9 protein-coding genes and 1 pseudogene are annotated in these 12,500 nt (G+C 71.0%); 6 read left to right on the forward strand and 4 right to left on the reverse strand.

Annotation, left to right across the window (positions count from 1 at the left end; translation table 11 throughout):
* Positions 1-5: 5 nt before the first annotated feature.
* The gene (locus ACGF2V_RS08340) at positions 6-338 is read right to left on the reverse strand and encodes a hypothetical protein (protein ID WP_362623003.1); all 333 of its coding nucleotides are present in this window, start codon (positions 336-338) and stop codon (positions 6-8) included.
* A gap of 113 nt (positions 339-451) precedes the next feature.
* Between ACGF2V_RS08340 and ACGF2V_RS08345 the strand changes: the two genes are divergently transcribed.
* Both ACGF2V_RS08345 and ACGF2V_RS08350 read left to right on the forward strand, forming a co-directional pair.
* The gene (locus ACGF2V_RS08345) at positions 452-658 is read left to right on the forward strand and encodes a DUF5988 family protein (protein ID WP_362623000.1); all 207 of its coding nucleotides are present in this window, start codon (positions 452-454) and stop codon (positions 656-658) included.
* 481 nt (positions 659-1,139) lie between these two features.
* Positions 1,140-1,784, forward strand: coding sequence for a hypothetical protein (locus tag ACGF2V_RS08350; protein ID WP_362704696.1), 645 nt, complete (start codon positions 1,140-1,142; stop codon positions 1,782-1,784).
* Between the two features lie 115 nt (positions 1,785-1,899).
* Here ACGF2V_RS08350 and ACGF2V_RS08355 read toward each other — a convergent pair.
* A pseudogene (locus tag ACGF2V_RS08355) lies at positions 1,900-2,332 on the reverse strand (lytic polysaccharide monooxygenase auxiliary activity family 9 protein); the annotation flags it as partial.
* 40 nt (positions 2,333-2,372) lie between these two features.
* Here ACGF2V_RS08355 and ACGF2V_RS08360 point away from each other — a divergent pair.
* Together ACGF2V_RS08360 and ACGF2V_RS08365 are read left to right on the forward strand one after the other, a co-directional pair.
* On the forward strand, positions 2,373-3,029 hold the full coding sequence (locus ACGF2V_RS08360) for a YoaK family protein (RefSeq protein WP_362704699.1): 657 nt from the start codon (positions 2,373-2,375) through the stop codon (positions 3,027-3,029).
* A gap of 836 nt (positions 3,030-3,865) precedes the next feature.
* Positions 3,866-5,326, forward strand: a complete 1,461-nt coding sequence (locus ACGF2V_RS08365; RefSeq protein ID WP_362704701.1) for a SpoIIE family protein phosphatase — start codon at positions 3,866-3,868, stop codon at positions 5,324-5,326.
* A 229-nt stretch (positions 5,327-5,555) separates the two neighbouring features.
* Here the strand turns inward: ACGF2V_RS08365 and ACGF2V_RS08370 are convergent, their stop codons facing one another.
* Positions 5,556-7,058 carry a hypothetical protein gene (locus tag ACGF2V_RS08370; RefSeq protein WP_362704704.1) on the reverse strand — a complete coding sequence of 501 codons (1,503 nt, stop codon included), beginning with the start codon at positions 7,056-7,058 and terminating at the stop codon, positions 5,556-5,558.
* A gap of 230 nt (positions 7,059-7,288) precedes the next feature.
* Here ACGF2V_RS08370 and ACGF2V_RS08375 point away from each other — a divergent pair, with 230 nt between their 5' ends.
* Positions 7,289-8,419 (forward strand): aminoglycoside phosphotransferase family protein, encoded by a 1,131-nt coding sequence (locus tag ACGF2V_RS08375; RefSeq protein WP_362627520.1) that lies wholly within the window; start codon positions 7,289-7,291, stop codon positions 8,417-8,419.
* 78 nt (positions 8,420-8,497) lie between these two features.
* Here ACGF2V_RS08375 and ACGF2V_RS08380 read toward each other — a convergent pair whose 3' ends face one another.
* Positions 8,498-9,829, reverse strand: a complete 1,332-nt coding sequence (locus tag ACGF2V_RS08380) for a peptidoglycan recognition family protein (protein ID WP_362704707.1) — start codon at positions 9,827-9,829, stop codon at positions 8,498-8,500.
* Between the two features lie 385 nt (positions 9,830-10,214).
* Between ACGF2V_RS08380 and ACGF2V_RS08385 the strand changes: the two genes are divergently transcribed.
* Complete coding sequence (locus ACGF2V_RS08385; RefSeq protein ID WP_362704709.1) at positions 10,215-12,434, forward strand: terpene synthase family protein; 2,220 nt, start codon at positions 10,215-10,217, stop codon at positions 12,432-12,434.
* The last annotated feature ends 66 nt before the right edge of the window (positions 12,435-12,500 follow it).

Raw genomic sequence — 12,500 nt, forward strand, 5'->3', positions numbered from 1 at the left:
GCCCTTCAGATGTAGGTGACGGGATTGCGGGACAGATGCGGGCTGGGAGTGGGGCGGCCGACGCGCGGATCACCGCGCAGGATCTCGCCCTCCAGCGCGTAGCGGCCGTCGTGCTTGGAGATACCGGTGATCCTCGCCACCACGAGTACGGTGCCCGCGGGGTTGATGATCTGCGCCTCGCTCTGGGACAGGGCCCGGTCGGCGTTGAACTTCCAGACGCCCCGACCGGCCTCCCACGCCTCGTCCTCACTCATGCCGGGACGCCACCCGAGGGCGGTTCGCGCCAGACCGTCGCCCGCCTCCGCGGCACGCTCCGCGCCGATCCGGATCTGCAGCACCCGCACACTCCTCAGCCATACTCCTTAACTTGTTGAGAAGTTTATATCGCCCGGGCGAACGGTGTCGGCGCGTCATGGAGGGGGCCGACCACCCACCGGAGAAACTTCCCTTCATGACCAACACACTCAAAGCATTCCTCGAAGGCGGTCCCGACGATCTCCCCGAGCGCATCGTCCCCGTCACCACCCCGGGGAACGACCTCAAGGTCCCGTTCCGCGGCGGATATGAGCACTTCAGGATCACCACACGCCGCCAGGAGACCCCGGAGGGCCAACTGCCCGTCTACGAGTGGTGGGAACGCACGGAGTTCCCGGGCTGAACGACGCCCGGAGCACCACACCGTCCCCGGGGCGCACGCGACCCGGGGCACGACACCGTTGCGGGATGCGGCACCGCCCGGTGCGCGGACGCCCCGGCAGGCCGACACCACAGGACAGAGGACCACCGGGCGGCACAACGCAACGCCCTCGAATCGGCAGGTCAGAGACGGAAGCAACCGACGCCGACGAAATGGCGAGCACCCTTTCCCGGGCGTGTCAACGATGGACACGCTGTCGCGGGGGTGAGCGGGCCTCAGGAAGTCGCCCGGACAGACCAACGAGACATCAAGAGGCTCCCACATCATGTCAATTGAGAGATCGTCAGATTATTCGGAAATAGCATTTGGCGTACGTTGCGTACCTCGATAGGCGTTCCGGCTCCACGCGGCAACGTGTCCGATATGACAGGTATGGGGACCGTCAGTACGTTCAATCACGGGCCGACTGCTCAGCCGGCCTCCCTGAGACAGGAGAAGTGACATGGTTACCCGTTCCACCGTCGTTACCGGCGCTGTCGCGGCCGCGGCGGCCCTGGCCGCCACCGGTATCACCTACGCCTCGGCAGCCACATCGGAGCCGGCCCAGGCGGCCCCCATCGTCCAGCAGGCCGCCGCCCCCATGGCCCTCGACGGCGGCGACGCCGGCAAGGGCAACGAAGGCGGGGGCAACGAGGGCAGGGGCAACGAGGGCGGCCACGAGAAGGGCCACCAGAAGAAGAAGCACCACCGCCACCACCGCCACCACCACGGCCGCATCCACATCAACGAGCGCACCTACACCGACGAGCGCGGCGGCTGCGTGACCGTGATCAGCGGGCTCGGATCCAAGACCCTCAACATCCGCAACGAGAGCCACAAGACCGTCGAGGTCTTCCGCGGCGTCACCTGCGACAACGGCTCCCCCATCGCCACCGTCGGCCCGTGGAGCTCCAGCGACGGCGTCCGCCCGGGCCACGTCAAGGGCGGCGTCCACGTCAAGAACGGAATCGTCGCCAGCTTCCGCGTCATCCACCACCACCACGGTCACCACGGCGGCGGTCACGGCTACGGCGACGAAGGCGGCTACGGCGACGAGGGCGGCTACGGCGGCGGCGACGAGGGCGGCTACGGCGACGACCGCGACTGACCCGACCGCTCCACCCCACACACAACCCCGGCCCGCCGGAATCGGGCCGGGGTTCCGTGTGCCCCGGCAATCCGGGGAAGCGGCCGGGACCGCAGCTCTCCGGCCCCGGTCGGCCGACGTCGGCGTCGATGCAGGCGTTGGCGGAGTCGGCGATGTTCCACACCGCGAGCACCTTCTGCTTCCCGCTCAGTCCGCCGAAGCCCACCTGGTGGGTGACCGTCGCCCCCGGCTGGGCCCCGTTGTCGTTGAACTCGGCGATCTCCAGGCCGCCCGCGAAGTACAGCCACGGGCTCGTGGCGTGCCGGGCGGTCAGGACCCACTGGAACGACGTGGTCCGGCCGACCGGGGTCACCCTCCATCGCTCGGAGTCGTTGTCGAGTTCGGCGAACCGGCCGTTGCCGCCGCTGCAACTGGTCAACCCCCTTGGGGCCTTCCACGCTCTACGGCTCGTACGTGATCTCTCCGCAGCTCACGGCCCTGGCGGCGCACTGGGCCTGACGGCTCGGCGGCGAGGAGACGTATGGACACGCCGCGCCGCGCCCGTCAGGTTCCGGCGCCTTCCGGCAGGGCCACGCAGAGAATGCAGGCGTGTCCACCGTCTCCTTCCCCACCGGGCGCGATCCGCGGACCGAATGGACCCTGCTGCTCCTGTCGGCCGCCTCGGGTGCGGCGGACGCGTTCGCCTTCGTCTGCGTGGGGCAGGTCTTCGCCGGCGTGATGACCGGGAACCTCGTACTGCTGGGCGCCTCCGCGGTCGGCGTCGGGGAGCACGGGGTGGCCCTCAAGGTGATCACCGCGCTGGCCTCGTACGGCTTCGGGGTCGCGAGCGGGGCGTGGCTGAGCTCCTGGCTGCGGTGGCATCTGCCGATGACGCTGCTCGTCGAGGTGGTGTTGCTGACGACGGGTGCCGCGCTGTGGGGGCCGGGTCCGATCACGTCCGAGGCCGACCGGCTGGGGCTGCTGGTGCTCGTCTCCGCGGCCATGGGTGTCCAGGGGCGTGTCCTCACGACACCCACGAACTACTTCACCGGCACGCTCACGTCCCTCGTCGGGCGCGCGGCCTTGCGGACGTGGCGACGGGAGGACCGATGGGCGGCCGGCCGGCTGGCGGCGGTCGTGACGGGCGCCGTCGTGACCGCGCTGGCGGTCCGGTTCCGGCCGGAGGCGGCGGCCGTGGTGGCGGTGGTGCCCGTGGCCTGCGCGCTGCTGATCGAGGCGCTTCCGCGGCGGTGCTCCGGGCGCTGATGCCCCGGCCGTCCCGGCCCGCGCGCCACGCGCGCCTCGCCCTGTCGGTGACTTCCGCGTTCGTCGATCAGGTCGACCACGGTGTCGGTCGTGCTCACGCGGCGCTTTCGGTTCGGCGGGCCGGGAGCTGGTCGTGGCCGCCGTCGGCCGGCAGCGCCGTTCGCCCCGGGCAGCCGGGCCCGGCGGGCCGTCGGCGACGCTACACCGCTGGGCTCGGTGGGGGCGGCGGGTCGTCCGGGCCCTCGGGCCGGGCGGGTCCGGCGCGGGCCGTTTCGCGGCACGGGAGGGCGTCTCGGGCCTGCCCGAGACGCTCACGAACATCGCCGGCCCCGGCGGGATCGGGGGTTTCCGGCCGGGGCGGTCGAGGGGAGGGCGCGTTGCGCGACCCCCATATAGGTGAACGGTAAACGATTGCGGGTCGCTCCCGGGAATCCCCCGGGCGTGACGCGCGACGCGGAGCCGGGCCTTTGGCGAACGGAGGCCGGGGGCGCCGATCGTCAGCGCTCCCCACGGAAGGGGACATGCCGCCCGCAGCGGGGGCGAACCGGGCCGCCGACCGCACCCGGTCCGCCCGCGCGCCCCCGTCGCACGCCGCATGAGCCGGGCGCACAACCGGCGCGCGCACGGCGCGACACACGCCCGTCCATGAGCGTCAACTTCCGCCACAAGAAAGGCCGTTCGACGAATCGAGGTCACGCACAGCCTATGGCATATGCCAGAGGCAACAGCGTATCGAGTGTTGCCAAATCCCTTACGCGCCCCCGCGGCCTGTGCCACAGTCATCTTCGGTCCACCCCTTCAGACCTGGCCGCGCCGCGCCTGTATCGGAGTACGAGATGCCGTCCCATCTGTCCGCGGACCGCCCCGCCCCCCAGCCTCACGAGCCTGACGCCGTCGACGCGCTGATCCACCGCACACGGCAACTGCGTGGTGAGGTGGACGCCGTACGACGGGACGCGGTCCTGATCGACGAGGAGGACCCGCGGACGCGCTGGCAGCGGGCGCTCTGCGAGCTGGCGGTCCACCATCTCGACGACCTCGGCACCCATCTGGGACAGCTCAGGGAGGGCCTCGGGCCCGAGGCCCCGCACGCAACGCCCAAGCGGTCGTCCACGAGGACTCCCGCCCAGGCCCCTTCGCGCGACGCAGCGGCCCCGCCCGGTAACGGGTCTCTCATCGGCAGGGTGGGCAGTGCCGAGTGGAACCTGCTGACGGACGAGGTCACCTGGTCCGATGAGCTGTTCCACATCTTCGACAGGTCCCCCGAGGCAGGCCCTCTCTCCCTGGACGAGCTTCCGTCCATGCTGCTCCCCGAGGACCAGCCCCTGCTGACCGCCCTGGTCACGGACTGCCTGGTGGACGGGAGGCCGATGGACGGGGAATTTCGCATCCTGCGGGCCGACGGACGGACGCGCACGCTCCACATGATGGGCGAGCCCGTCCTCGACACGGACGGCTGCACGGCCTCGATGTGGGCGGTGCTGCGTGATGTGAGCGAGCTGCGACGCAGCGAGCAGGCGGTGCGGGGGACCCGTGACGCCCTGCGCCACAGGCAGCACATGGCCCGGACCGAGCACCGGGTGGCGGTCGAGCTCCAGGAAGCCGTACTGCCCCCCTGGCGCGGTCCGCTCCGGCTTCCTTCGCGAGGGGCCGGCGTGCTGGACGTCGCGGCCCACTACCTCCCCTCGGAGTCGAGCTCCCTGATCGGGGGCGACTGGTACGACGCCCTGGAACTGCCCGACGGCAGGGCGATGCTCACCGTGGGCGACCTGACGGGGCACGGCATCGAGGCCACCTCCGCCATGGCGATGCTCCTCGGAGCGCTGCGCGGGATGGCTGTCGCGGGTGTCGAGCCAGGGCCCCTGATGGGACACCTCAACCGGTTGCTGGAATCCTCCGCGCAGGCGGCCCTCGGCAGCGCCGTCTGCTGCCGATTCGATCCGGCCACCGGCACCCTCGCCTGGGCGCAGGCCGGGCACCCCGCACCGCTGCTCTTCCGCAACAGCGAGGGGCGCCCGCTGCCGTCGCCCGACGGGGTCCTCCTCGGCGCGGCGTCGGCGGTCGCGTACGAGCAGGACGAAGCACGCCTGCTGCCCGGCGATGTGCTGGTCCTGCACACCGACGGGCTGAACCGTCACGGCGACCGGGGTGCGGGCCCGGACGCCCTGCTCGCGCTGGCGCCGCGCTTCGCACGGGCCCGTACGGCGCAGGAGTGCGTGCGGGCGATCGTCACGGAGTTCGGCGGTGCCGAGCGCCTGGACGACGCGTGCGTGCTGATCGCCCGTATCGGGGCATAGGCACAGCGGCACACGTACCGCTGCACGAACGCGAACGCCCGCCATGAAGCGGTGCGCGGGAGGACGGGCCGCGCACGACACCGGTGTGCCGATGACCGGACATGTCCCTGGCGGACGGTGACCGATGGAACGGTGCCATGCCGGGCGGTGCCGGATCGGGCTGTGCCCGACCGGGCCGCGGCCGATGTCTCCCGGCCGACGACAGACGTCCGCTCGTCGCGGTGCCGGGTCAGATCTCGGACGAGCGCACGGGCTGCTTGATGACGGAGTGCTGCGGCATGGCGACCCTGATCTCCTCCCGAAGGTCCTCGATCTTCGCGTAACCCGCGTACTGGCCCGTCAGCCGGTACATCTCCCGCAGCCGGTCCCAGGTGCGGTGCGAGGAGGTCTCCCCCATCGTCACCAGCGCCAACCGCGCGTAGCGGTCGGCCTGTTCGGGGTCGTCGGCGATGAAGCACGCCGAGGCGAGCGAGATGTAGTCGAAGATCTTGGACCGCTGGCGTCCGTTGACCCGGAGTTCCAGCGCCCGCCTGGCGTGGCGCTGGGCCACCGTCGCCACCGACGGGTCGTGTTCGGCGAGCGTGCGGAACGCCAGGGCCTGCATGCCGTGCAGGTCCGCCTCGTCGAACATCTGCATCCAACTCGGGGGCGGCACGTCGTTCTTGTCCGAGACGAAGAGTTCCTCGGCCCTGCCGAGCGTGCGCCGCATCGCCTGGCCGTGCCCCATGGACGCCTGTGCCCATGCCTCGATGGTGCACAGCATCGCCCGGGTGCGCGGCAGAACCATGTCGCCGGAGCCGGACTTGGCGAGCTTCATCAGGTCCAGGGCGTCGTCGGGACGGCCCAGGTGGACCATCTGGCGCGCCGCCCTGGACAGCGCCTCGCCCGCGCGGGGACGATCGCCGCCCTCACGTGCCGCGTGTGCGGCGATGACGAAGTACTTCTGTGCGGTGGGTTCCAGGCCGATGTCGTGGGACATCCATCCCGCGAGCACCGCGAGATTGGCGGCGACGCCCCACAGGCGGCGCTGCAGGTGCTCGGGGTGGCGGTAGGCGAGCATGCCGCCCACCTCGTTGAGTTGGCCCACCACGGCCTTGCGCTGGAGCCCGCCGCCCCTGGAGGCGTCCCAGGCGCGGAACACCTCGACGGACCGTTCGAGTGCCTCGATCTCCTCCGACCCGATGGGCGCGGCCTCGTACCGGTCGAATCCGGCGGGGTCCGCGTGCAGCGGGTCTTCGGTCCGTGGGGCGTCGGCCGCCAGCACGGGGTCGCTGTGCAACCAGTCGTGCATGGGTCCGGTGATGGTCGATACTGCGGCGAGCGCGGCGCCCGCGCTCACCAAGCCGCGTCGGTTGAGCATGAGGTCCATTCCCGTGAATTCGGTGAGGACCGCTGCCGTCCGCTCGGGCGCCCACGGCAGTCCGTCGGGGTTGTTCTCCGCCCCCGCCTCTCGCCGTTGTTTCCCCATACGCCCGCGCCGGCCGAACCCGAGGTCCTCGATGGTCACGACACGGCCGAGCCGCTCGGTGAACAGGGCTGCCAGCACCTTGGGCACCGGATCGCGAGGGGACTCGCCCATCTCGATCCAACGCCTCACCCGCGAGGTGTCGGTGGCCAGCTGCGGGTGGCCCATGGCCGCCGCCTGCCGGTTCACCAGCCTCGCGAGTTCGCCCTTGGACCAGCCGGCGAGGCCGAACAGGTCGGACAGGCGGGTGTTGGGTTCTCCGGTCACGTCAAGCCCCCAGGTTCTCGGCTGTGTTGACAGTAACCCCTGTCAGAGGCGTCGCGACTATTCGCCAGGGTTCGCCAGGGTGCGCCACATGGTCTGCCACCCGCGATCCGGTGTCGGGTAGGAAAGCGCCATCCCGCCCGGCAGTCTTCGGTACTCCCCAGGGTGCCGAAGGGCCGCCGGCCGGGGCGGTGCACGCAACTTGTCGGCGCACGAAGGGATCTGTCTCCCCCATGTACACAGCATCGTCCTCCGTGACCGCCCCGCCCCGGCCGCTCCGTCCCATGGGGGCGGGCGGCCGGCCGTACCTCGCGCCGCAGGCCGCCCCGTCGGCGTCCGGCGCCGTCCGGCCGAGGCGGCCGGCGGGGGTGGGCGGCGCGCCGCTCAGCGGACGGCTGGACCTGTCCGGTCCCCAGGGCGCTCAGTTGAGGAGGGTGATCGCCTCGGTGCACCGGATCTGCCCGGAGTTCAGCCCGGTGCAGGTTCTGCGCCGCAGCGGCCGTTCGGTTCTCCTGGTCGGCTCCACGGGGCGCACGACGGCGGTCGCCAAGTGTCTACTGGACCACTCCCCCGCGTGGTCCGAGCGGTTCCGTCACGAGATAGCGGCCTATCGCGCGTTCGTCCGACACCGTCCGCCGGTGCGGGTGCCCCGGCTCATCGCCGCCGATCCGGACAACTGTGCCCTGGTGATCGAGCGGATGCCCGGCCGGGTGGCGGCGCTGACCCGGCACCCCGCGGAGGCCCCGCCCCGCGCCGACGTACGGGCCGTGCTCGGCGCGATCGCCCGCGTCAACACCTGGAGCCCGGCGCCGGGACTGTTCGACGCGCCGCTGGACTACGTCGCACGGATCACCCACTACCACGAGCTCGGTCTGTTCACCGACCGCGATCTGGGCGACCTGCAGAAGCTGCTGCACGGTCTGGCGGGCAGCCGTCAGAGCATGTGGCAGTTCTGCCACGGCGACGCGTTGCTCTCCAACATCCTGCTGTCGCCGACCGGCCCGGTGCTGGTGGACTGGGAGCACGCGGGCTGGTACCTGCCGGGCCACGACCTGGCGACGCTGTGGGCGGTCCTGGGGGACGCGCCGGCGGCGCGGCGCCAGATCAGCCAGTTGGCGCAGGCGGCGGGGCCGGCGTCGCGCGACGCGTTCCTGGTGAACCTGATGCTGGTGCTGACGCGGGAGATCCGTACCTATGAGACGGCCGTCCAGCGGGCCATGCGGGAGCCGGGGAGCGGGGGCGTCGTTCCGGACCGGCCGGGTGCGCTCTCGTCGAGCGAGGAACAGCGACTGCTGCTGCGACGGTTGCACGACGACTGCGCCATGGCCCGCCGGGCCGTTCGAGCCGCGGTCGGCACTCGCTGACCCTTCCGGGGGGGACGTGCCGCGGGTCCGGTGCCGACACACCGGGCCCGCGGCCTGCTGTCGTGGTGCGGGTCCTTCTCAGCGCACGCGCACGATGTCCACGTCGGACGCCTTGACGAAGGCGATGCGGTGGCCGATCTGTACGGTCACGTACTTCTCCTCGCCGCGGAAGTACGTGTGGTCGTACGGGCGCGAGGAGTCGATCGTCGGGGCGTGGAAGTAGCCCGTGGGGGCCTCGCCACCGCCGGGGTAGGACTGCCCGGCCTTGATGGTGTACCCGAGCGGTGCTCCCACCCGCTGGTCCGCGAAGTCCGCGGGGTACTCGGACTTCTCCGGGTAGGCGACGCCGTAGACCGGGACCTCGTCGCGTCCCTTCCTGGGACGGACCACGTATCCGGCGGTGGGGGTGGTGGTACGGGTGTGGGCCGGGGTGCGGAACCACGCCTTCTGGCCGTACCACCAGATCGCCGTCCAGCCGGGGACGCGGTCCGCGACGACGGCCTGCTGGGTGGCGCTGATCTTGCTGCCCCAGTCGGCGGCGCAGTTCGTGCCGGGAGAGCCGTCGGGGTGCAGACCGGGGTCCGAGAAGAGCGGCGCGTCGGCGGACGGCGCGGTGCGGAGCGGGACGGCGCTGGAGCCCTGGACGGGCAGGTCCACGCCCTTCTCGCAGTCACGGAACTCCTGCTTGTTCTTCTTGAAGTCCGGGCTTACGGTGACGAGTTCGCTCCGGGCCGAGGCGGTGGGCACGGTGGGCCTGCCGAGCAGTGCCATGAAACGGTTCCAGTCCCAGTAGGGGCCCGGGTCCCAGTGCATGTTCCTGGTACCGGAGGCACTGGTGGGCGGCACGCCGTCGTGGCCGATGATGTGCTGCCGGTCGAGGGGGATGTCGTACTCGGCGGCGAGGTGGCGCACCAGCTTCGCGGTGGAGCGGTACATCTCGGGGGTGTACCACTTGGCGCCGTCGACGGCGACGCCCTCCTGCTCGATGCCGATGGAGTGGCTGTTGACGTACCAGTTGCCCGCCTGCCAGGCGACGTCCTTGTTCCTGACCATCTGGGTGACGTGACCGTCGGCGGAGCGCACCACGTAGTGGGCCGAGGTCTGCTTCAACGGGTTCTGGAAGATCTTCAGGGTGGTGTCGAAGTCCTCCTCGGTGTCGTGCAGAACGATGAATCTGATCTTGTTGGTGTGGGGGCGGTCGGAGGTGTCGTAGTTGCCGTACGTCTCCTTGTCGCCGGGGTCGCCCGTCTGTTCGTAGGCCGCAGGAATCCAGTCGCACGCGAGGCCGCGCGGGCAGTCCGGCCGCACGGGGTCGGCACCGGCGTGTGTCGTGGGGCCGAGCAGTGTCATGCTCAGTGCGCCGGCGGTCGCCAACGCGGCCGCGAGTCGGGTCCTCTGCTTGGGCGTCATGGCAGCCTCTCCTGGAGCCGTGCGAGTGGGGTCGTGCGTGTTCCGATCTCACTGTGTTCCGTTGTGCGCGCACACTCTCCGGCCTCGGGTGACAGCACGTCAAGAGTTCGGCCCGGCCCGCCTATCGAGCCAGTGGACCAGACCACTGGCGTACTCTCCGACCTGCGGAAAGAAGGAATCCGCGAGAGCTCGGCGGCGGCTCGCTCGCCGCGTTGCGGGCAGCCCGGCCCGGCCTTCGGCGGTCAGGGGTACCGCTCATCCGAGCGCACCATTCGTGTGACTAATGGCGGATGCGCGTGCCCCGAAGGGGCGAAGGGTAGTGCTCGCGCGGACACCCGGTCCGTGCGGCGTGCGCGCGGCGAGATCTCGGAAAGGCCCGACACACATGGCTCAGCCCTTCACCCTGCCGGACTTCTATGTTCCTCATCCGGCCCGGCTCAATCCCCATGTCGAGGAGGCCCGGCGGCACACCAAGGAGTGGGCGCGCGGCATGGGGATGCTGGAGGGTTCGGGCGTCTGGGGGGAGAAGGACCTCGACTCCCACGACTACGCGCTGCTGTGCGCGTACACCCACCCCGACTGCTCCTCGGAGGCGCTCTCGCTGGTCACCGACTGGTACGTGTGGGTCTTCTTCTTCGACGACCACTTCCTGGAGCTGTTCAAACGCACCCGTGACCGCGAGGGCGGCAAGCGGTATCTGGACCGCTTGCCGGCGTTCATGCCGATGGACCGCGGCGCGGGCACGCCCGAACCGGAGAACCCGGTCGAGGCGGGGCTCGCCGATCTGTGGGCGCGGACGGTACCGACCATGTCCGACGCCTGGCGGGCCCGGTTCGCCGAGGCGACGGAGAACCTCCTCAACGAGTCGCTGTGGGAGCTGGCCAACATCGACGAGGGCCGCATCGCGAACCCGGTCGAGTACATCGAGATGCGTCGCAAGGTGGGCGGCGCTCCGTGGTCGGCGGGTCTCGTGGAGTACGCGGCGGGCGCGGAGGTCCCCGATTCGGTGGCGGACGAGCGTGCGCTGCGGGTGCTGCGGGACGCCTTCTCCGACGGGGTGCATCTGCGCAACGACCTGTTCTCGTACCAGCGCGAGGTCGAGGACGAGGGCGAGAACAGCAATGGCGTGCTGGTGCTGGAGCACTTCCTGGGCTGCTCGACGCAGGAGGCGGCCGACGCGGTGAACGATCTGCTGACGTCCCGTCTCCAGCAGTTCGAGAACACCGCGCTCACCGAACTCGGCCCGCTGTGCGCGGCGAAGGGTCTGGGCCCGGAGCAGACGGCGGCGGTCCTCGCATACGTCAAGGGTTTGCAGGACTGGCAGTCGGGCGGCCACGAATGGCACATGCGCTCCAGCCGTTACATGAACGACGGTGGTACGGCCGGGGCCGGGGCCGTACCCGGCTTCGGCATGGCCGCGGCGTCGATCCGGCTGACCCGCCGCTCGGAGTCGGCCCGGCTGCGCAGTCACACGCATGTGCCGTACCAGTACGTCGGCCCGTCACTGCTGCCCGACTTCGAGCTGCCGTTCGGCACGAGCCTGAGCCCGCATCTGGAGGGTGCGCGGGCGCGGATCGTCGACTGGTCGAAGCGGATGGGGATTCTGGAGGCGCAGCCGGGGGTGCCGGGCTCGCACATCTGGGACGAGGAGCGGCTCGTCGCCTTCGACCTCCCGTTGTGCGCGGCGGGGCTGCATCCCGACGCGACGCCGGAGGAACTGGATCTCGCCTCGCAGTGGCTGACCTGGGGGACGTACGGCGACGACTGGTTCCCGGTGGTGCACGGGCGGGCCCGTGACCTGGCGGGGGCCCGGCTCGCCAACGAGCGGCTCTCGCTGTTCATGCCGCTGGACGGGGCCGGGACGCCCGAACCGGTCAACGCGCTGGAGCGGTCGCTCGCCGAGCTGTGGGCGAAGACCTCCGCACCGATGGACGCGAGCGCGCGGCGCGCGTTCCGGACGGCGGTCGAGGAGATGACCGCGAGCTGGCTGTGGGAGCTGGCGAACCAGGTGCAAAGCCGCATCCCGGATCCGGTGGACTACGTCGAGATGCGGCGCATGACGTTCGGCTCCGATCTCACGATGAGCCTGAGCCGGCTGGGCCACGGGCGGAAGGTGCCGCAGGAGATCTACCGCAGCGGTCCGCTGCGCTCGCTGGAGAACGCGGCGGCGGACTACGCGTGCCTGCTGAACGACCTGTTCTCGTACCAGAAGGAGATCGAGTACGAGGGCGAGGTGCACAACGGGGTCCTGGTCGTGCAGAACTTCTTCGGGGTGGACTACCCCACCGGGGTGCGGATCGTGTACGACCTGATGAAGTCGCGGCTGCGCCAGTTCCTGCACGTCGCCGAGCAGGAACTCCCGGTGCTGTACGACGACTTCGGGCTGGACGCGGAGGCGAGGGAGATCCTGGCCGGATACGTGCGGGAGCTCAAGCACTGGATCGCGGGCATCCTGATCTGGCACCGGGGCTGCCGGCGCTACCGTGAGCAGGACCTGCGGCGGGGCACCGGCACCCCGTGCCTGCTGAGCGGTCCCACGGGGCTCGGTGTGTCGGCGGCCCGGGTGACGGCGCTGTTCGCGCCGCTGGCGGGCAGCGGCGTGTAGCACCGGCGGCGGGTTCCTCGGGGCCCTGCTCACCGGGCGTCCCCGCGCGGCCGCGCGGCAGGGAGG

This window comes from Streptomyces sp. NPDC047982, from assembly GCF_043204165.1.
Lineage (GTDB): Bacteria > Actinomycetota > Actinomycetes > Streptomycetales > Streptomycetaceae > Streptomyces.

Coding starts and splice junctions, on each gene's coding strand:
- ACGF2V_RS08345 (WP_362623000.1), top strand. CDS start 452: ATGACCAACACACTCAAAGCATTCCTCGAAGGCGGTCCCGACGATCTC.
- ACGF2V_RS08350 (WP_362704696.1), top strand. CDS start 1,140: ATGGTTACCCGTTCCACCGTCGTTACCGGCGCTGTCGCGGCCGCGGCG.
- ACGF2V_RS08365 (WP_362704701.1), top strand. CDS start 3,866: ATGCCGTCCCATCTGTCCGCGGACCGCCCCGCCCCCCAGCCTCACGAG.
- ACGF2V_RS08380 (WP_362704707.1), bottom strand. CDS start 9,829: ATGACGCCCAAGCAGAGGACCCGACTCGCGGCCGCGTTGGCGACCGCC.
- ACGF2V_RS08375 (WP_362627520.1), top strand. CDS start 7,289: ATGTACACAGCATCGTCCTCCGTGACCGCCCCGCCCCGGCCGCTCCGT.
- ACGF2V_RS08385 (WP_362704709.1), top strand. CDS start 10,215: ATGGCTCAGCCCTTCACCCTGCCGGACTTCTATGTTCCTCATCCGGCC.